Source organism: Paenibacillus campi (assembly GCF_034659835.1).
GTDB classification, from domain to species: Bacteria; Bacillota; Bacilli; order Paenibacillales; family Paenibacillaceae; genus Saccharibacillus; species Saccharibacillus campi.
Genome location: NZ_JAXSQZ010000003.1, coordinates 214568 through 235280 on the forward strand (window position 1 = coordinate 214568; position 20713 = coordinate 235280).

Below are 20713 nucleotides of genomic sequence, written 5' to 3' on the forward strand. Positions count from 1 at the left end.
ATGCTAGGTATACGATTGCATTCATTTGCACCGTGACTATTTTGACCGATAACATGACAAGGGTGATAGTTTGCGGACGTTGCATCAGACAAAAAACAGCATTTGCTTGAACATGCTAATCAGCAGCGTAATACATGAAGCTGCAAAAGCGCATTACGCAAAGCGTCATCATACAGTATGGAGCCATGCAGCTTTAATTCCGATTAAATAGATGTGAATATGGGGGTACACGTATGTCCAAGCAAGCGAAGTCTAGCTATTCCGTTCATCCAACCGTGCCGGTGCTAGATGAACAACGCGCTATTCGTCTCAAACACAATCGTTTCCGCCAGCCATTATGTAAAGCCTCACTGCTGCTGTTGTTCACTTTTGCATTGTTGCTGTCCGGCTGCGCCTCAATTAGTGAATCAAGTGGCGGCTCGGCAGGTGGTAGTGTAGCAGCAAGCAGTAGTGATGGGACAAGCAGCACCGGCAAAGTGCGCAAAATTATCGTCGGTACTGGCACCGCGTTTCCGAATGTATGCTTTATTGATGAAAATGGCAAACTGACCGGCTATGATGTGGAGCTTGTGCGTGAGATCGATAAACGTTTGCCGGACGTGGAATTTGAATTTAAAACGATGGAATTTTCCAATTTGTTGCTTAGTCTGGAAACGAACAAAATCGATTTTGTCGCTCACCAGATGGAGACGAACCCGGAGCGTGAGCAGAAATATTTGTTCAATAAAGTGCCGTACAGCATTTTCCTCAATCGGGTAGCGGTCGCCAAAGACAACAATACGATTAAAGGGCTGGATGATCTGGCTGGCAAAAAAGTGTTGACCAGTGCGACAAGCAATGCGGCTTATTTGCTAAATCAGTACAACAAAAAGCATAACAATGCGATTGATATCGTCTATACAAGCGGTGCCGCCAATGATACGGTACAGCAAATCGTTAGCGGACGGGTAGATGCGACGATTACGACCGATTTTGCGAATCGTTTTAATACCGATGCCGATGGCAAAGTGGCGCTGAAAACAGTAGGCGCGCCGCTGAATGAATCGAATGTATATTTTGTGTTCCGCAAAGACGAGCAGCCGTTGGCAGATGAAATCGACAAAGCGATTACCGAAATTAAGCAAGATGGCACATTAAAAAAGCTAAGTGAAAAATGGCTGGGCGATGATTTCACCAAAACGCTAGCTGAAGCGAAAGTGACGCAGTAAACATCAACTTGCATCAATAGCAAGCGGAACAGATGATTTCATTCCGCTGGCTGGTCTGTCCTTTCAGCATCACTTTGTAATACATGCGGTGATTATGATCTGATCGTGTCTTGAAGATGCATGCGTGCAAGCGAGTTCAATCTGATGTGTACGGTTGGCTTTTTTTAACAAGTGTATGGATGATGCAGAAGGAGGCTCAGGATGAGTAGACGTTTTGACATTCATTATGTACTGGACTTCATTCCGAAACTGCTAGCCTATTTGAATATTACGCTGCTCATCGTGGGCAGCTCGATCGCGCTCGGCATAGTGATCGGTTTGCTAGTTGCTTTGCCGAGATTGTATCAAGTGCCCGGTTTGCAGCGGCTGTCGCGCATTTATGTATCGTTTTTCCGCGGCACACCGATTTTGATCCAATTGTTTCTCGTTTATTACGGCTTGCCGGAAATATTGGGCTGGTTACATATCGATGTGTCACGCATTGCGGTGTTGTACTTTGTTATTTTGACGTATGCGCTGAACAGTGGTGCATTTATTTCCGAGATGATCCGGGCGGCTGTGGAAGCGGTCGACAAAGGGCAGATTGAAGCGGCGCAGTCGATCGGCATGAGCGGTTACCAGACGTTTCGGCGCATCATTTTGCCACAGGCGCTTGGCATTTCGGTGCCATTGTTTGGCAATCTTGTCATCGGCAATTTAAAAGACACATCGCTTGCGTTCACACTTGGTGTGATGGAGATGACGGGGCGCTCGCAGACGCTTGGGACGGCGACACAGCATTTTATCGAAACGTATATTGCCTTGTCACTCATCTATCTGGCGATTAGTGTGTTGCTGGAACGTTTGTTTATAGGGTTGGAACGGTATTTGAATCGGTATGCGGGCAAGGAGCAGACTGCGCGCCAGCAACGTTTGCAACGACGCTGGCAGGCACGATTGATTCCATTGAGCGATAAAGGAGGCAAACAGGGATGAGTTTTGATCCATCATTTATGTGGACTGCGTTTCTGAGTCTGTTTAAGGCGTTGCCAACGACGTTGTTCATTACGGTAATCTCGGTCGCAGCGGGCTTTATGATCGGAACGATTGTGGCGTTGGTGCGGTTATATCGCATTCCAGTGCTAGCACAGCTCGCTTCAGGTTATGTGACATTTGTGCGTGGAACACCGATGTTGATGCATTTACTGCTTATTTATTTTGGATTACCGCTTGTGATCGATCGTATCGCCGGTCTGCTGGGCAGTTCGTTCACGTCGGCATCGATTCCGCTGTTGGTGTTTGCTTGTATCGCTTTTTCGATTACGGCAGGGGCGTATATGTCTGAAGTGGTGCGTGCTGGCATTTTGGCAGTGGACAAAGGGCAGATTGAAGCAGCGCACGCGATTGGTATGACGACACCACAGGCATTGCGGCGCATTGTATTTCCGCAGGCATTGGCAGTCAGTTTGCCTAATTTGTCCAACTCGGTGATCGGGATGCTGCATGGTTCCACGCTTGCGTATACGATTTCGGTCATAGAGATTAACGCACAGGCGCAAATTGTGGCGGCGGACAATTGGAAATATTTTGAGGCGTATGTGGCGGCAGCATTATTGTTCTGGGGCTTAACGGTCTTAATTGAACGGGCGAGCGGCTGGCTGGAATATCGACTGAACAGCTTTCAAAGAGGAGGTGCGGCATGATCCAATTGGAAAGTATTCATAAGTCATTTGGCAAACAACAAGTGCTCGGTGGCATTGATCTGACGGTTGACAGGGGTGAAGTGGTCGTGATTGTTGGACCGAGCGGTTCCGGCAAAACGACATTGCTGCGCTGCCTCAATTATTTGGAGCGACCGGATCAAGGTATCATTCGGATCGGCAACCAAAAGCTGGCAAGCAAGCATCCGAGCAAACAAGACATTCATCGTTTGCGCCAACGAACGGCGATGGTGTTTCAGCAATACAATCTGTTCAAACATAAGACAGCACTGGAAAATGTGATGGAAGGGCTAACGATTGTACGTGGTGTACCACGAGATACGGCAGCCGAGATCGGAATTCGGATGCTCCAAAAAGTCGGTCTCGGTGAACGAATTCATTATTATCCGAGTCAACTATCCGGCGGTCAACAGCAGCGTGTCGGGATTGCACGTGCGCTCGCCCTTAATCCTGAAGTCATTTTATTCGATGAGCCGACGTCTGCGCTTGATCCCGAACTTGTGGGCGAAGTGCTTGAAGTCATTCGCCGGATCGCTGAAGAAGGAATCACGATGATCATCGTAACCCATGAAATGGGTTTTGCTCGTGATGTAGCAAGCCGGGTTGTATTTATGGACGGCGGTACGATTGTAGAGCAAGGTACGCCGGATGATATTTTCCAGCGTCCGCGCGAGGAGCGTACTCGTCAGTTTTTACGCCGGATTACGCCGGAAGCGAATTATTCGATTTGATCTGTGAATAGATCATCCGATGTTCGTACGGTGTGTGATGAATGGGCTGGATAAGCGTCTGTTATAAACAGATACCGATTACTAAATGGATGAAACGGAGGTATAAGTATGACTATACGTGTGGGCATACTCGATCAAACCCCAATTTATGAAGGCGAAACGGCAGAGCAGTCGTTTCAACACACATTGCAGTTAGCACAGCTGGCAGAACGGCTCGGCTATCAGCGCTTTTGGGTGGCAGAGCATCATGATTCAGCCCATGTGTCAGGCTCATCGCCGGAAGTGTTAATCTCCCATCTGCTCGCACATACGAACAAGCTTGTCATCGGTTCAGGCGGTGTGATGTTACAGCATTACAGCCCGTATAAAGTGGCGGAAAATTTCAATGTGCTTGCCGCATTAGCACCAGGCAGGGTAGAGCTTGGGATCGGGCGTGCGCCGGGTGGTTTGCCGCGTTCGACACGTGCATTGCAAGGCGAGCAAGGGGATGCACGCTCACTGACGGACAAGCTGGAAGAAACGCGCCGCTTTTTGCGTAATGACGTGCCGGATGATCATCCGCTAGCAGGCATTCATGTCAGTCCGCAGCCTGCACAGCCTGCGCCGCTGTTTTTGCTCGGCGCAAGCCGTGATAGTGCTGAACTGGCGGCAAGGCAAGGTTTGCCGTATGTGTTTTCGCTATTTATTAACGGGGATGAGCAGCTCGCCCTAGAGGCGATTGAAGCGTACCGTAACGGATTTGTTCCTTCACCAGAACTGGCAACGCCGCATGCAATTTTGGCGTTATCGGTCATCGTGGCGGACACGGACGAGCAGGCAGATGAGCTTGCCGGTGAAAATTTGTCGGTCAAAATTCATCTGCATAGCGGGCGTGTGCTAACCGTGGCGACGGTAGAGCAGGCAGAGGAATTTGGCCGTCAATCGAATGAGCCGTTTCGGATTGAAGTAAAAGAGGCGAAAGTTGTAAAAGGCGCTCCAGCTTCTGTGTATGCACAATTGTCCGAGCTGCGGCAGCGTTTTGGGATAGATGAGCTGGTCGTGCATACGGTCATTCGCCAGTTTGAGCAGCGTGTGCGTTCATTTGAGTTGTTGCAGCAGGTGTTTACCGAGCATGGTGAAAATGAACAAGCTATACTACAGCCTGCGGCGGTGTCGCCGCTAGCATAAGGTTATGCTAGGTAAATGTGCACAGTGATGTCACATATTCACTTATTCAGACTGGGCGCTAGCATATAGTCGTTGTAACGATCCGTTGTTGCACAGCATTCATGATGTACCGGATAATGAAATACAAAAAGATTGAAAAAGAGCTTTGACAAAGCGTATGACATCAAACCCATTTTATCGCCGCCTGTTTGCTTCATAAGGTAGTACCTTGACCGAGATTAATTTAAGTGTTGAAGCTGGAACAAGCTATTATTTATCAGGATTCCAGTGCATGGTCAAAATTAATATTTAACTTGGTCAAGGTAGTAGTCTGTTCATAAGATGAGTTTTAACGAACATAAGCTGGATGAAATGAGTTTATAGGCGACAAGTTGATATGAACAAAGGAGGTTCTACATGCCGACAAGCGAAGCGTTGCAAGCGCGTCTCGTTGAGGTTAGACGTCATCTCCATCGGCATCCCGAGTTATCGGGCGCTGAGGTGGAGACGACCGCCTATTTGCGCCATCAGCTGTTGGCGGCGGACATTCGTCTGCTGGAATTGCCGGGTGTGCACACCGGTGTAGTTGCCGAGATCGGTCACGGTGAAGGGCATATGATCGCGCTGCGTGGGGATATCGATGCATTGCCCGTACAGGAAGCGACCGGACTACCGTTTGCATCGAGTGTGCAAGGGCGCATGCACGCGTGCGGGCATGATTTTCATGCTGCCGCTTTGCTTGGCGCTGCCTATTTGCTGAAACAGAGGGAAGCTGAGCTACCCGGGCGAGTACGACTTATTTTCCAGCCGTCCGAGGAAAAAGCGACCGGTGCGCAGCAATTGATCGCTGCCGGTGTGTTGGACGGTGTGGATGCGGTGTTTGGGCTGCATAATAAGCCGGATTTGTCGGTGGGTGAGATCGGTGTACGTGAAGGGCCACTGATGGCGGCGGCAGACGGTTTTCGTGTGGAAGTGCGCGGACGCGGCAGCCATGCAGCGGTGCCGGATGCCGGAATCGATCCGATTGTGGCAGCAGCGCATATCATTACCGCTTTGCAGTCGATTGTCAGTCGTAATATAAGCGCGCAGGATAGTGCCGTAATTAGTGTGACCCGTTTACATAGCGGGCAGACATGGAATGTCATTCCTGAGCTAGCGCATTTTCAAGGTACGATTCGTACATTTGATACTACGATCCGGCGGAAAGTGCGGCAGCAGTTTGAACAGGTAGTACAAGGCGTTGCATCGGCTTTTGGCACGGATGTCACGATTCAATGGATCGATGGGCCTCCGCCGGTACAGAATGCTGCCGATTGGACGCCGATTGTGCGCACAGCGGTCGCTGCTGCCGGTTTGCAGGCGATCGTTCCTGCTGTATCGCCAGCAAGTGAAGATTTTGCCTTTTATCAGCAGCAGCGACCAGGGGTGTTCATTTTTGTCGGTACGTCTGGGCCGCAGGAATGGCATCATCCGTCATTTGATGTTGATGAACGTGCATTAGCGCCCACCGCATCGGTGCTCACGCACATTGCCAGCCATGCGTTGGATCATCTTACCGCAACCAAAGCGACGGCTAGTAGTTTGAGCAACTCACATTCAATATCTGATTGATTACCTCTTATGAACAACACACTCTATTCAACAAGGAGGGATGTAGCGATGAATGAATCTGCCCATCTGCCTGATCTGAAGCTGTTATCCCGTCTCATTCCGAATACGCCATCAATCGGCAGCACAACGGTAACGACTGCGGATCATATACATTTATCATTTGGCTTTGCTGCGCCGAATTTGTTTCCACTGGCTGAGCTGGAAAAGGCAGCAACAGATGCCATTACAGTGCATGGCAGAGAAGCGCTGCAATATTCGGGAGCGCCTGGACCGGCTTATATTGCACGCTGGATCGAGCAGCGTGCTCGTCAAAATGGCATCGAGGCGACGCCCAATCATGTGCTTGTTACGTATGGAGCGACACAGGGACTAGCATTGGCAGCACAATTGCTAATAGAACCTGGCGATGAAGTATGGACAGAGGCACCGACTTTTTTTAGTGCATTGCAGGCATTCCGTTTGTCCGGTGCAATTATTCGCTCTTTTCCACTGGAGGCGGACGGGCTGAATGTAGAGCTACTGGCACAAGCGTTACGGCAACAGCGTGCAGCAGGCCGCCCACTGCCTAAGTTGCTGTATACGATGCCAACGTATCATAATCCGGGTGGAGTAACGTTGTCGCTCGCCAAGCGTCAGCGGTTGGTGGAACTGGCGCGTGAATATCATTTTTATGTACTGGAAGATGATGCGTATGGTGAGCTGAATTTTACAGGGCAGCTATTGCCCACATTGTACTCGCTTGCACCGGAACGTACGATTTATTTAAATACATTTTCCAAAATTATCGCTCCCGGTTTGCGACTCGGCTGGATGATTGCGCATCCGCAGCTGATCGATCGACTGCGGATTCTAATGTTGGGCGGCAGCACAGGGGTATTCACACAAGAGATCGTCGCCGCACTGTTGCAACATATCGATTTCGAGCAACATGTGGAACGGTTACGGACGTATTATCGACAGCAACGCGACGTAATGGCAACCGCAATCGATCGTTATTTTGGTGATACGGTTCGTTATGTGCTGCCGGATGGCGGTTTTTTTCTCTGGCTTTCTTTTCGCCCAGAGATCGATACGACCGAGTTACAACAGCGAGCACTGCACTATGGGGTTAGCATTGTGGATGGACGGAGCTTTTATCCTGAACGTGATGTGCATCATCAGTTGCGTCTTTGCTTTAGTTATTGCAGCGCCGAGCAGATTGAACAAGGGATCGCACGTCTTGCTACCGCCTATACGGAGCAGGAAGAACAGCTTGGGCAGCTAAATAAGGTTGTTTCTGCTTATGCCGCCGAAGGGGTGAACACGGGAAATCGCCATGCATAATCCATGCGAAACGAATGTATAAACCGCTGGTAGACTTGTTCCAATATGCATATTAGCAGGCAAAATTGCATAAATAGTACGCTTATTTTAGAGTGGATGTAAAAGGACAATGATCGGTGTGAATACTACGCGCCGATTATTGTCCTTTTATTATGAAACGTATCATATCGTTATTAGCGGAAAAAAATATCGTAATTTTTTATCAAGCAGAACTTGTAAGCGGTGGAGTGTGTATACTATATTATTACTTAATTAAGCTTTTCGGATTAAAGATAAAATTTGATTTATGCATCGCTAAAATTCTGAATATATACAACATTAATCGGAATTTTTTCGCCTATGCTTTTGAACGAACAGTTGGTAAATTAACTGTGAAGCAGGATGAAACCGCTTTCTGCTTATACTTATGTAGGTACCATCCCGTTTAACCATTCTATGTTTAAAGGAGAGTACACATGGGAAAAAGAAAAACATGGGGAATTAGTTTACTTACGGTCGGTTTGGTCGCAGCTATGCTTGGGCCTGTCACACCGGCGAAAGCAGCAGCGGAACAGCTTACGGTCGATGTTTCGCAAAGCACCGGTGCGATTAAACACGGTGCTTCCGGTTTTCTGTACGGATTAGGTAGCCCTGGCGTGCCAAATCCGAATATGCTGGCACCGTTAAGCCCACAAGCGATCGCGCAAAAAGCACCGGATGGCTTGCAGCATCCAAACGGCGATGCACTGAAAGTGGCACCGGAATTTCTGGCAGCTGGCGGTAAAGAAATCCAAATTTACATGCAGGACATTTACAAAAATTGGCCGTATGAAAATTTGGGGCTGGATGATTACTTGAATAAAATCGATGTGATGGTGCCTAAAGTCGTGAATGACCCGAATCATTCCAAATTTGTGTACATTCCGTTTAATGAACCGGATGGCATCTGGTATCAAGGGTTAACCCAAACTGGTAGTGACGCACAAAAGAAATTTTTCGCGGATTGGAAAACGGTATATCAACGCATTAAACAGCTTGATCCGGATGCCAAAATCGGCGGCCCTAATACAGCCGCCTATCATGCGCAATTTATGCATGACTTTTTCAACTTTGCGAAAGCCAATAACGTATTGCCTGACGTTGTAACATGGCATGAACTGAACAATGATTTCTTCACCGACTGGTACAATCATTACAATGATTTAAGAAGCATTGAGCAGCAATTGGGCATTAGTACGACGCCGATTGCGATTAACGAATATGCACGTCCATCTGATCTGGCGATTCCGGGCGAACTTGTACAATGGGTAACCCGTCTTGAAAATAGCAAAGTGGATGGCATGCTTGCTTATTGGACAACAGCAGGCACATTGAATGATTTGGTCACACAAAATGATACGCCAACCGGTGGCTGGTGGCTGTACAAATGGTATGGTGAAATGACTGGCAATACAGTTGCCACAACGCCAACGACCACGAACGGTTCATTCCAGGGGCTGGCTACCGTCGATAATTCCAAAAAACAAGTACGCGTTGTGTTCGGCGGTTCTTACCCTGACAATACGTATTCCACCACTATTAATGTCAAAGGTTTGTCTGCAGGCACATTCGGTCAGAGCGTTCACGCCACAGTATGGGGCGTAGACAGCACAGGCACATCTCCTTCAAGCGGCCCGTATGTCGTACAAGAAGGCGATTACACCGTATCCAATGGTCAAATTAATGTACCGTTAAGCAATCTGCAAGCGAAGTCGGCATATCAGTTGATCGTTACACCGGCGACAAGCTTGTCTACCGTAAATAACGCAGGACGTTATGAAGCGGAATATGCTAAAGTGGATGGAGCAGCAACGGTTGATTATGGTGGTCGTACCGGCTATTCCGGCACAGGTTATGTGACATTGCCTGGCGGACAGCAGGCTTCGACGGATTATGTCGTTCAAGTTCCTGCTGACGGTTATTACAATCTTGATCTTCGTTACTCGACTACTGCGAACAACAAAGCGAATATCGTCGTTAACGGCGAACCGCTGACAAGTGTATCGTTGTTGCCAACCGATACATGGAATACGGAAAGCCTGACTGTATTTTTGTCCAAAGGCATTAACCTGATCAATTATGATAATGCCAGTGGCAATTCCGGTTCCACGGCGATCGACTATTTGAATGTATCACAAGGCAATGGTGATGTTGGTGTGTATCAGGCAGAAGCGAACAATAACACATTGTCAGGTACAGCTAGAGTTGAAGATTCTTCGGCTGCATCGGGTGGCAAATATGTAGGCTGGATCGGCGCTGGCGCTGATAACACATTGCAATTCAACGATATTAATGTGGATCAGGCAGGCACGTATCGTCTAGTCGTTGCATTTGCCAATGCGGAAGTGGAAGGCAATCACGAATACAATACAAACATCGTAGATCGAATTTCCAACATTACTGTCAATGGTGATCAAACGCAAACCCGTTATTTCTTTAACACACGTAGCTGGAGCAATTTCCAGACGGTTACATTTGACGTACAGCTCAAAGCTGGAGCGAATACGATTAAGTTCAGCAATGCGGATGGTTACGTGCCAAATATCGATCTTATTAAGATCGCAGCGCCATTTGTACAAGGGTTGCCGGTTGTGAGCAGTGTAGTCGGAGACACGTACCAATCGCAAAATTAAGGTATAGGCGTATAGCGATCAGCATTGTATGATAGCTGTACTGCGCCGGTACAAACAAATGATACAGGAGTGGATGCACTGCTTTTAAGCGTGCATCCATTTCCCGTATTACACAGCAGATCGTCGCTTTACAATTTAAGTGAGCGGGTGAACGGGAATGAAGACGAGAAGAATTCGTACCAAAATTGCGATAGCTATGCTGGTAACTACAATCTGTCCATTATTACTCACATCTGTAGTTATCTTATGGCAAGTGTCCCAAAATATTGAGCAAAATCGTCTGTTCGCACAAACCCGCATCTCGGAAGATTTAGAGCTGCAACTGCAGCAATATATGGACGAGATGAAGGAAACGTCTTATCAATTGTATTCCAACTATACGATGGTACATCAGCTGTATAAAAGCGTACGGGAACATCCAGGCGAGCGGCTGGACTACAATTTATTGCTTCAGTTCAAGGAATATTATCTTAATACGTACTCACGTCTGGAAGATAAAGGTGTTAAAGGCATGTATATTCTTGACTTTTCCGGTAATGTGTACGCTGATTTTTTCCCGTATTATTATTTGCGGCTGCAGCAGCAATACAATAAAAAGACGATCGCTCCGTTATTGCCACCGTATGAAGAACCGACATTTACGATTAATCAGGATAGCATTTATGGGGAGCCGATTATTCGTTATTTGTATCCGATCAAAATGTTAGGTCATCCGTTTGCCGTGCTTGTGATCGATATGGATGAACAGCCGTTTGCGGCGATGCTGGAGCGATACAATATTTTTGCAAATGGACAAATGACGATTTGGGATCATAATAACGAGCTAATCTATCGTACCCCGTTAGTCAAACCGACGCCAGCTTATGCGGAAACGGTGCAAGTAAAGTTGCCGTTTGGAGACAAAATATTGCGGTATGAGTTTGATATTTCACCACAGCTATTGTTTTTTCGTCATTTTGCGATCGGTATTATTGTGTTTTCGCTTCTATTTAGTGTCGTACTCGGATTATGGCTAAGTCATAATATTACGAAACCGATCATCGAATTATGCGCCAAAATGAATGAGATTCGGCGCGGCAAGTACAATGTTAGTGTGCAACTGTCAACGACGGACGAAATCGCTTTTCTCGGACGCCAGTTTAACGAAATGGCAAGCCGGATCGAAGAACATGTCGATCATGAACTCAAGCTACAACTTAAAAATCAGGAATCGCAAATTAAAGCACTGCAATCGCAAATTTCGCCGCATTTTCTGTTTAATACATTACAGTTGATTTCCAACATTGCGATTGTCAATCAGGTGCCGGAAATGCGATTTATTTGTCAATCATTAAGCAATATGTATCGCTACAATATTGATATTAATCGTGAATGGGTACAGGTCAAAGACGAAATTGCCCATGTGCGCAATTATATGTTAATTATTAATAAACGACTGCCAGACGGCATCAAAATTATGATTCATCTAGAGCCGTCCATTCGTAATTTATGGATTCCGAAGTTGATTTTGCAGCCTGTGGTGGAAAATGCGGTCGAGCATGGTTTGCTGCCATTAATTCAAGGCAAAAAGCTGATGCGCATTAGCGCCGCTGTCGATTGGCAACAGCGTACACTTGTGTTTCGTGTGCTGGACAATGGCGTCGGCATTGACGGATCGGCGCTGGAACAGCTGCGATATTCACTCAATCATGATGAAATTTTTGCCCAAGCTTCCGGTGCTTCGATTGGACTGCTTAATATTCAGACGAGAATTAAGCTAATCTGTGGTGCCACGTACGGGATTGAAATTAGCAGCAAGCCTAATACAGGCACATTGTTAACATTTCGACTACCGCTGAAGGAGGTTGATCAAGGATGAAAGTATTAATTGTCGATGATGAAGTAACGGTGCATAGACAGCTAGAACAGTGCCTAGACTGGGAACAATACGGCTGGAAAATCGTTGGACATGCCTATAATGGCGAAGAAGCGTGTCAAATCGCTGAGCAGGAGCAGCCGAACGTAATTTTGACCGATATACGGATGCCGCATATGGATGGGCTGCAATTTTTGGCATGGCTTGAACAGTCTAGCATTACGGCAAAAGTTATCGTCTTAAGCGGTTATGGAGACTACGAATATTCACGCGCCGCATTTTTGTTACATGTAAAAGATTATTTGCTCAAACCTGTCAATGAAGCGGAATTACTGCATTTGCTTAGCCGAGTTGAAGCCGATTTGATGCAGGAATCGCAATCGAGATATCAATATCGTGAACAGCAAGTTGCGCTATATCAAGGGTTGCAATTAATGCAGGATGAATGGATTAGCCATCTGCTCAGTACGCACACACGGAATGAAAATGAAATTATCGTCGAAGCAGAGCAGCTTAAAATTAGAGTGCCGGAAGAAGCATATCATATTGTAATGATCAAGTTGCTGGATGTGAAATCAAGCATTGTCAGTCGATTTGAAAGTGACAAAGGCTCTTTCTATTTTGCTGTGCGCAATATTATAAGGGAAAGTATGGCTGTCTATGATGAAGATACGGATATTTTTCGTAATTTGAACGGTTACCATGAGTTTTTGTTTTTCCATTCTACCGCCAAAGATCGTACTATCTTAGAACGGATGCTCAAAAAAATGCAAACTGCGCTGTCATCCTATTTGCGAGTGAGTGTGAAGCTTGGCATTAGCGCACGCAAAAAGCGCATTATCGCGATGGAAAATGCGTATCAAGAGGCAAGGCATGCGATTAAGCAATTACGTCTGTCCGACCGCGATACGATCGCCTTTTATGCTGAGATGAATACGATGTCTGCACCCAGTCAGCAGACGCTATGGGAAGAAGTGCATGAATGGCTCGGCGTCATGCTCGATACGGGAGCACTGCACAATCAGATGCCTTTTATCGATAAACTTGATACATTACTGCAAGGTAGCCAGCTAGAGCAGACGAGCATCAATGAGCTGCAAACGAATATTACACGACTGCTCCAACGGCTGGAAGTCGAGCAAAAAGACGAGCACACCTTAATGCTACTGGCACAAATACGTTCCAGTATGCAAGAACTGGACATCGAACAGATGAAAAACCGTTTGTTTGAGCTGATTATGTACCATATGCATCAATCATCAGAACAAAACAAATCCCGCACTGCACGTCAATTGATCACACTCATTAAACGTTATGTAAGCGAACATTATTGCACCGTAACACTAGAAGAAATATCACGCCGCTTTTTCATTAACAAAAATTACTTTTGTACATTGTTCAAAGAGGAAAATAACGAAAGTTTTCTCGAATTCCTAACCCGTATCCGTATCGAGCAAGCCAAAAAACTGTTGCTTAACACCGATCTAAAAACATACGAAATTGCCGCCCGAGTCGGCTATACCGACGCACGCTATTTTAGCCAAGTGTTCAAAAAAGCAACCGGCACTCAACCAAGCCAATTTAAGCAGGAGCGTATTAACAGCTAACAATTAGACCAACTTAAATTTCAACTTTGATTGCGTACCCATAGTGGTGCATTTAAAAAATTAGACCGCTTCCTATCTTAAAATTAATCTCTGTCAAAATAATAGGCTGTCGCAAGTAAAAATCAAGTTTGAACGTATCTGGGTCTATTCATGATCAAGCTGCAAAGCAAAATACCCTACAGATTTGAGACTAGGAATCTACATGTATTCCTCATCCGTAGATTCCTAGTCGAGATGGGAGTCCGTCCCCTTATTCCTCCCCACAGTGGTGTCTGCTTCAGCAACCAAAGTTTCCTCCCACTCCCCCCACCAAAAGAGTTGAATAATTTAAACCATAATCTGAATTTCGTCATCTGGGCAGCAAGTGCCGGTCTGCTTACAATAAAGCTAGGCCAACAAGCCCGATACTAAGACAGCAATTACGGAAAGGACGAAAACAATGAAACTAAAAAAAGCATGGAAGTTAACGATGGTTGCTAGTGTCATCATGACGCTGCTTGCAGGTTGTAGCAGTGGTGCCAATTCCACAACCGGATCAAGCAGTTCCAACAATGCCAACTCCGTAGTGACGCTAAACTTTTGGGCGGCGCTTGATCCGAGCACAGATCAGGGGAAAGAAATCCAGCAACAAATTCAGCAATTTAATAGCGAACATAAAGATGTGCAAGTAAATATGCAAGTTATCTCCTATGATGTTATGCACCAGAAATTAATCGCTGCGGTAACAGCAGGCGATGCACCGGATTTGACATGGGGACTGGGCGAATGGTTTGGTGAATTGAACCAGATGGACGCACTGGCAGATTTGACTCCTTATGTAGATAAATGGGCAGATAAAGATAAACTATACCCTAACGTATTGCAAGGGCTTACTTTTGACGGAAAAGTGAAAGCGCTTCCGAACTATATCGGTATTCGTGCATTGCTGTACCATGACAGCATGCTGCAAAAAGCCGGCTTTAACGCTCCGCCAAAAACATGGGATGAGCTGCTGAAAATGGGTCCTGTCATCAAGCAAAAAACAGGTAAATACGCATTTGGTATCGCGGCTAGCGGCGTGCGTTCTTCCCAGGAATTGTTTACGTATTTAGCGCAAAATGACGTACAGCTCGTCAAAGACGAAGGTGGCGGCAAATACAGAAACACATGGCAAGAAGACCCGGATCAAATGAAAAAAGCAACACAAGTGTTCCAATTTTACAAAGATTTGCTGAGCAGTAATACGATTGATCCTAACGCCAAAACTTGGGGCTGGGAAGAAGAAGACCAAAACTTTGTACTTGCTCAAAATGCAATGTCGGTTAACGGTAGTTGGATCGAAGGCCGTACGGATGAAAATCCATCCGGCATGAAAGATGTTAAAATCGCGCCACCACCATATGGTGCTAAACCAGCTACATTCCTGGAAATTGCGCCATTGTACTTGTACAAATCAGATCATCTGGACAAAGCATGGGAATTTGCTTCCTTCCTGATGAGCAAAGAATACCAGTCCAAAGTTAACCCATCGTCTGCACCGCGCAGTGATGCAATCGTCGGCGCTTGGGGCAAACAATTTATGGAACTCACATCGCAAGGCGTAAACTTCCCGCCGATTTCACTTGGTGGTGTAACACAAGCGATGCAAGATTCGCTGGCACGTCTGTATTTACAAAATGATTCACCAGCAGCAACCGCTGCTTGGCTCAGTCAAGCAATTAACGATAGTTTGAAAGCAAGTGGGCAGCTAAGCGGAAGCTAAATGATCATTAAACGCATCCTCATTTAGAAGATAGGAAGTAGATCGATCAAGGAAGTAGATTCGTTAAAACAGAACGGTACAAGCGGTAACTAATAGAAATAGAGCTGATGGAGCAAACGGAGCTTGACGATGATGATTCCTACCTATAGTCGGTTCCGTTTGCTTCAATTACTCGGAAAAAGTGGTGAGTGGTTTGACATTACGTGAGAAACGTATTCGAATAGTCGCATATTATTTTGTAATCCCAGCGTTATTATTTTTCCTATTGCTCAATGCCTATCCACTCATTACGGTGGTGTGGGACAGCTTTCAATTAATCAATTTGCTGAATCGCGCTTTATCCGGTTTTGCTGGTTTATCCAATTATGTAGCTGTATTGCAAAGTGAAAATTTTAAAGGTGCATTAGTCAATACGTTAATCTGGACGATTCTGTCCGTCGCTGGTGAATACGTATTTGGACTGATCACAGCGTTAGCGTTAAATCAAAACATTCGTTTTCGCGCCTTGTTTCGCGGTATGATCATTATTCCGTGGGTCGTACCGATCGTTATTGCCGGGATGACATGGACATGGATGCTTGATCCTAGCTACGGCATTATTAATTACTGGTTAGTGAACCTAGGGATTATTTCCCAACCTTACAATTGGTTAGGTCAAATGAATACAGCGTTGTACGTTGTAATCTTTGTCAACATATGGAGAAGCTTTCCGTTTTATACGATCAGTTTGCTCGCAGGCTTGCAATCGGTTTCCAAAGACATACTGGAAGCCGCAGCGATCGATGGTGCAGGCGTACGAGTAAGATTTTTTAAAGTTGTATTACCGCAATTAAAAAGCGTATCGCTGACGATCATTTTCATTCACTTGATTTGGACAGCGATCAACTTTGACTTTATTTGGGTGATGACGGAAGGCGGACCATTGTACGCGACTGAAACGTTACCGATTGAAATTTATCGTTATGCGATGCAAACGTACAATTTTGGTTATGCGTCCGCATTGGCGTCGATGATGCTCGGCTTTATGATGACTGCGTTTTTGCTCTATTATTTCATGTCTGTTCGCAAAGCGAACCGTTAACAAATAGAGGGAGGAGAGAACGGTATGCTGATGAGCAAACAGAAACAGCTTTTTTTCCAAGTGTTAACTTACGTCATTTTGCTCGGATTTTCATTTTATTGTTTGTTTCCATTTTTGTGGATGGTCGTTACTGCTTTAAAGCCGACCGATCAGATTCGTACGATCACGCCTAGCTTTATTGTGGATCATCCGACGATGGAACATTTTATTAATGTCATTACGCAATCGAAGTTTTTGACTTATTTTCGCAACAGTGTGTTTGTATCGGTTGTCGTTACATTTTTATCGCTAATGATTTCCATTTTTGCAGGCTATGCGCTTAGTCGTTTTATCCGCTTTCGCGGCATCAAAATATTCAGTGTAGCGATGCTGTTATCGCAGATGATACCAGGTGTACTGCTGCTGATCCCGCTTTATTTAACGATGAAAGATTTAGGTTTGATCAATACGTACAGCTCGCTTATTTTGGCATATACGACATTTACGGTGCCGCTGTGTACGTTTATGTTAAAAGGATTTTTCGACTCGATTCCGATCGATATGGAAGAAGCGGCAGAGATTGATGGTTGTTCGCGTATAGGATTGATTTTCCGCATTTTGCTGCCGGTATCGTTGCCAAGTATGATTGCAGCAGGCATGTTCGCCTTTTTGAACTCATGGAATGAATTTATGTTTGGATTCGTATTTATTAACGATGATCAGCATCGTACGTTAACACCAGGCATTTATTTGTTCAAAGGTTTGTTCCAAACGGACTGGGGTAGCCTGATGGCGTCATCGGTACTGAGCGTACTGCCAGTAGTGTTAATGTTTGTGTTCATGCAGCGCTTCCTCGTGGAAGGAATGACTGCTGGCTCGGTGAAAGGCTGATTCATTTAGCGCTAGTTAGGGAGAGTAGCTGGTAGTCGTAGTCGTTACAATCAATATTGTTAAAGTAACTTAAGTATCGTTAAAGTGAATGATGAAATAGCATATAAACAGTTCAGTTGAACCAAACAAGCATAAGCCACCATCGCGGCTTATGCTTGTTTGCTTGTGGAGGGATATAGCGCAAAACGGATGTAGGGAGGTAGGGGGAAAGATATACCTAATCCCAGATGAATACACCGCCAACCTTATCTTTATCATACGAAAAAAGAATAAGGTTGGCGGTGTAGACGGTATATTTCAATAGGCTCTGTAGTTAGGCTATCGTACAGCTATTTGTTATCGATGCAAGCTTTTATATGGGCGTTGTTTCGTGGCTAGCACATTGACCAAGATTAATTTGAGTGTTGAATCTGTTTTAAGATCGCATGGATCAGGATTTCAGTACACAATCAAAATTAATATTTAATTTGGTCAAGCTACTAGGTTTGGTAGTTTGTCTTACTTTAAATGTGCAGTAAGTGCAGCGCATCCCCGTCTTATTTATGAACAGGTTTAGAGGAACCTAGCTCTCATTTTACTTTAGACAGCTTATTCGGTATTTGTAGCTACTATATGCTCTTGTATATTCGGTCGCTGTTATGCTTTGGCTCGTTGTTTATGCTATTTGTGATCGTATCTCACTTCCAGTATTGCTATCGTTTTGTTTGTATACGGTTATACTGGATTGCTTACTTTGCGGACTTCGTACAGTCGCGCGATTTTATTTTGCTTAAAATGGAAGTGGATCGTATCCTCGTGCACACTGTGCGTAGCATGCTCGTCTTGCATAGGATTAGGATAAAGCTGTGTCACCGTTTCGATCGCTTGTGCTGGATAGTGTACGGTAAAATGATCGTTTAAACTTTCTGTACGCCAGACGGCAAGGTACAGACTTTCCGGCGTTTCGATACCAAAGCTAAACCATTCGTCGTCAATTAGCGGGATGCCGGTGAGCCAGACAGGGCATCCAGCGGCGATATGGTGCCGAATAGTTTTGTATACGTCAATCGCCTCTTTGACGAGCAGCAAACGATCATCGGTCAGCTCGCCCAAATGTCCGCTCTGGTGAATGCGCAGCAGCATCGTATTGACCATATTAAAAATAACTTCTTCCCGATCACCTTCACGTAGCGGATACGACCAAATGGCTGCCTGCTCCGGTGTTACATTGGCTGCACAAGCGGCAGCAATCGCGCCGTTACGTACATATTCCGTTTGATCGGTAATCGATTGAATGCTATGGCGTGCCAACATCTGGTAATCATGCCGCATGCCGCCACTACCACAATTTTCAATGACAAGCTCAGGATACATAGCAAAAATATGATCAAGCCACTGTAAATACGCACGATTATGTTCCAACAAACCGTCACCAAAGCTGTCGCTGTTCACGTCCGAACCGATGCCAGTCGTAATATTGTAGTCCATTTTGATATAGCCGATACCATAATCATTCACCAGCCGCTGAATGACAGAGGTTGCATAATCGCGCACCTGCGAATTGCGAAAATCGAGATGATAGCGGCTATGATCGATAATCCGTTTGCCATGCCGCATAAAAAACCAGTCATCCGGCAAACTCGCCGCCAGTTTACTGTTAATGCCCATAACTTCGATTTCCAGCCATAACCCGGCAATCATGCCTTTAGACTTAATATAATCGATCACTTCGATCAACCCGCCAGGGAAGCGCGCCTGCGATGGCTGCCATTCGCCCACATTGTCCCACCAATAACCGTCTGAATACCAGCCGCAATCGATAACAAAATATTCACAGCCCGCCATAGCAGCTGCATCGATAAGCGGCAGCTCTTTGGCGGTCGTTGGATCGCCGGACAGACAATTCATATAATCATTAAAAATAACTGGCAGTTGTCTATTATCCGCATTAGGTCGGCGAATGGTACGTCGATACTGAGTCAGCTCCCCAATCGCCGCCTGCCAGCCGCCAGGAACGGCGCCAAAAGCGACCGGAACCGTCGTAAACGATGCGCCAGGCAACAGATTTTTCCACCAGTGATTGTGCAGCTCGGTGGGACCGCTTAATCGCAGTGCCAATTGTTTACCAAGTGCCGCATCGGTCAATTCCCAATGCCAAGCGCCATTATGTTCGATTTGCCAAAATGTCGCCATACCGGTATAGTCATTTTCCACTACACCAATCGGCGCAAATTGTGAGCATGACCAGGATGAATTGTTGGATACAGCGATCACTTTGGTGGAATCTTGTAATTTCTCGCCATCAAGTGCATACAATAGACCAAGCTCTGGTAGACTGTATTTGCGCCATTGATTCTCGCCTGTCCACGAATTGTGCGGCAAATACACATGATTAGCGGTGTAAGGCAAAGCGGAATGATCGCTGTTAATGCCGACGACATTGAGTGAGGAGATGTATTCGATGCCTAACGGTTCAGCGCCTGTATTCGTAATCTCGCTCCATACTTTAACCGTTCGCAGACCAGGGAAAAATTGCATATGTGTATCGACGATTAAGGAGCAGCCAGGTTCATAAATTTGAGTGATTAACAATCGATCTGCCTGTTGTGAAATATGTTTGAAAATCAATTCGGTGCCAGGCAATGTGTTGGACAGACGCGTGCCTTTATGTCCGGGGCTGTTAAAACCGGTAAGCTGCAACTCGACTAACACGCTGGCACGTTTACGCTGCTCTGCCAACTGTTCCACATCCGGAATCGGCGCACTGGATAGATGCAGCAAGCGAATCAACTGCTGATCATTAACTTCAAATAATACATGGACGCCATAAATTTGATATTCATACAATTGAGTCATACGGTCCAACCCTTCCTGTTCAAATATAAAATAGCAAGCAGTGCACGATTAAAGTGAACTGGGGTCTATCGCACCTGAGTAGGCGCTTACATTAATTGTATCGCTTTCTGCGTCTATGCCTATAACCGTATCAAACGATAACTATACAATTTCCCATATTGTAATTTTTGTACAGACAGCACCAAAAGCAGGCACTTTTACGAAATAGCAAAAGTGGCTGCGGGAAGGGAAGTGGAGAGGAATTGGAGTTGAATCGAGTATACTGGCAAACTGTAGGCGATATTTATGTGTGCTGCGTGTAGTTGAAGTGAGCGGTACACTGAACAGACGTTTACTACGGCTTGCAGCAAATGG

At 45.8% G+C, this 20713-nt stretch carries 14 protein-coding genes; 13 read left to right on the forward strand and 1 reads right to left on the reverse strand.

Annotated elements, in window-relative coordinates:
- The first annotated feature begins 233 nt into the window (after positions 1 to 233).
- The 13 genes from U1I11_RS09750 to U1I11_RS09810 all read left to right on the forward strand — a co-directional run bounded on the left by U1I11_RS09750 (position 234) and on the right by U1I11_RS09810 (position 17524).
- On the forward strand, positions 234 to 1208 hold the full coding sequence (locus tag U1I11_RS09750) for a transporter substrate-binding domain-containing protein (RefSeq protein WP_322905905.1): 975 nt from the start codon (positions 234 to 236) through the stop codon (positions 1206 to 1208).
- Positions 1209 to 1409: 201 nt separating this feature from the next.
- Complete coding sequence (locus U1I11_RS09755; protein WP_322905906.1) at positions 1410 to 2183, forward strand: amino acid ABC transporter permease; 774 nt, start codon at positions 1410 to 1412, stop codon at positions 2181 to 2183.
- Positions 2180 to 2890 carry an amino acid ABC transporter permease gene (locus tag U1I11_RS09760; RefSeq protein WP_322905907.1) on the forward strand — a complete coding sequence of 237 codons (711 nt, stop codon included), beginning with the start codon at positions 2180 to 2182 and terminating at the stop codon, positions 2888 to 2890. Before U1I11_RS09755 ends, U1I11_RS09760 begins: the two co-directional genes overlap by 4 nt.
- Positions 2887 to 3639, forward strand: a complete 753-nt coding sequence (locus U1I11_RS09765; RefSeq protein ID WP_322905908.1) for an amino acid ABC transporter ATP-binding protein — start codon at positions 2887 to 2889, stop codon at positions 3637 to 3639. Before U1I11_RS09760 ends, U1I11_RS09765 begins: the two co-directional genes overlap by 4 nt.
- A 108-nt stretch (positions 3640 to 3747) precedes the next feature.
- On the forward strand, positions 3748 to 4806 hold the full coding sequence (locus tag U1I11_RS09770) for an LLM class flavin-dependent oxidoreductase (RefSeq protein ID WP_322905909.1): 1059 nt from the start codon (positions 3748 to 3750) through the stop codon (positions 4804 to 4806).
- Positions 4807 to 5202: 396 nt separating this feature from the next.
- Positions 5203 to 6396, forward strand: a complete 1194-nt coding sequence (locus U1I11_RS09775; RefSeq protein WP_322905910.1) for an amidohydrolase — start codon at positions 5203 to 5205, stop codon at positions 6394 to 6396.
- Positions 6397 to 6444: 48 nt separating this feature from the next.
- Positions 6445 to 7719, forward strand: coding sequence for an aminotransferase-like domain-containing protein (locus U1I11_RS09780; protein WP_322905911.1), 1275 nt, complete (start codon positions 6445 to 6447; stop codon positions 7717 to 7719).
- 455 nt (positions 7720 to 8174) lie between these two features.
- On the forward strand, positions 8175 to 10370 hold the full coding sequence (locus tag U1I11_RS09785) for a CBM35 domain-containing protein (RefSeq protein WP_322905912.1): 2196 nt from the start codon (positions 8175 to 8177) through the stop codon (positions 10368 to 10370).
- A 157-nt stretch (positions 10371 to 10527) separates the two neighbouring features.
- Complete coding sequence (locus tag U1I11_RS09790; protein ID WP_322905913.1) at positions 10528 to 12228, forward strand: cache domain-containing sensor histidine kinase; 1701 nt, start codon at positions 10528 to 10530, stop codon at positions 12226 to 12228.
- Positions 12225 to 13832 (forward strand): response regulator, encoded by a 1608-nt coding sequence (locus tag U1I11_RS09795; protein WP_322905914.1) that lies wholly within the window; start codon positions 12225 to 12227, stop codon positions 13830 to 13832. The genes U1I11_RS09790 and U1I11_RS09795 overlap by 4 nt, the downstream gene beginning before the upstream one ends.
- 439 nt (positions 13833 to 14271) lie before the next feature.
- Positions 14272 to 15573, forward strand: coding sequence for an ABC transporter substrate-binding protein (locus tag U1I11_RS09800; RefSeq protein WP_322905915.1), 1302 nt, complete (start codon positions 14272 to 14274; stop codon positions 15571 to 15573).
- A gap of 184 nt (positions 15574 to 15757) precedes the next feature.
- A complete protein-coding gene (locus U1I11_RS09805; RefSeq protein WP_416235610.1) occupies positions 15758 to 16654 on the forward strand; it encodes a carbohydrate ABC transporter permease in 897 nt (298 codons plus the stop codon).
- 30 nt (positions 16655 to 16684) lie between these two features.
- A complete protein-coding gene (locus tag U1I11_RS09810) occupies positions 16685 to 17524 on the forward strand; it encodes a carbohydrate ABC transporter permease (protein ID WP_322905917.1) in 840 nt (279 codons plus the stop codon).
- Between the two features lie 714 nt (positions 17525 to 18238).
- Here U1I11_RS09810 and U1I11_RS09815 read toward each other — a convergent pair.
- The gene (locus U1I11_RS09815) at positions 18239 to 20359 is read right to left on the reverse strand and encodes a glycoside hydrolase family 36 protein (protein WP_322905918.1); all 2121 of its coding nucleotides are present in this window, start codon (positions 20357 to 20359) and stop codon (positions 18239 to 18241) included.
- Between the last annotated feature and the right edge of the window lie 354 nt (positions 20360 to 20713).

What these genes read in the sequence shown, in the direction of transcription:
- U1I11_RS09750 (WP_322905905.1), top strand. Translation starts at nt 234, where the DNA reads ATGTCCAAGCAAGCGAAGTCTAGCTATTCCGTTCATCCAACCGTGCCG.
- U1I11_RS09755 (WP_322905906.1), top strand. Translation starts at nt 1,410, where the DNA reads ATGAGTAGACGTTTTGACATTCATTATGTACTGGACTTCATTCCGAAA.
- U1I11_RS09760 (WP_322905907.1), top strand. Translation starts at nt 2,180, where the DNA reads ATGAGTTTTGATCCATCATTTATGTGGACTGCGTTTCTGAGTCTGTTT.
- U1I11_RS09765 (WP_322905908.1), top strand. Translation starts at nt 2,887, where the DNA reads ATGATCCAATTGGAAAGTATTCATAAGTCATTTGGCAAACAACAAGTG.
- U1I11_RS09770 (WP_322905909.1), top strand. Translation starts at nt 3,748, where the DNA reads ATGACTATACGTGTGGGCATACTCGATCAAACCCCAATTTATGAAGGC.
- U1I11_RS09775 (WP_322905910.1), top strand. Translation starts at nt 5,203, where the DNA reads ATGCCGACAAGCGAAGCGTTGCAAGCGCGTCTCGTTGAGGTTAGACGT.
- U1I11_RS09780 (WP_322905911.1), top strand. Translation starts at nt 6,445, where the DNA reads ATGAATGAATCTGCCCATCTGCCTGATCTGAAGCTGTTATCCCGTCTC.
- U1I11_RS09785 (WP_322905912.1), top strand. Translation starts at nt 8,175, where the DNA reads ATGGGAAAAAGAAAAACATGGGGAATTAGTTTACTTACGGTCGGTTTG.
- U1I11_RS09790 (WP_322905913.1), top strand. Translation starts at nt 10,528, where the DNA reads ATGAAGACGAGAAGAATTCGTACCAAAATTGCGATAGCTATGCTGGTA.
- U1I11_RS09795 (WP_322905914.1), top strand. Translation starts at nt 12,225, where the DNA reads ATGAAAGTATTAATTGTCGATGATGAAGTAACGGTGCATAGACAGCTA.
- U1I11_RS09800 (WP_322905915.1), top strand. Translation starts at nt 14,272, where the DNA reads ATGAAACTAAAAAAAGCATGGAAGTTAACGATGGTTGCTAGTGTCATC.
- U1I11_RS09810 (WP_322905917.1), top strand. Translation starts at nt 16,685, where the DNA reads ATGAGCAAACAGAAACAGCTTTTTTTCCAAGTGTTAACTTACGTCATT.
- U1I11_RS09815 (WP_322905918.1), bottom strand. Translation starts at nt 20,359, where the DNA reads ATGACTCAATTGTATGAATATCAAATTTATGGCGTCCATGTATTATTT.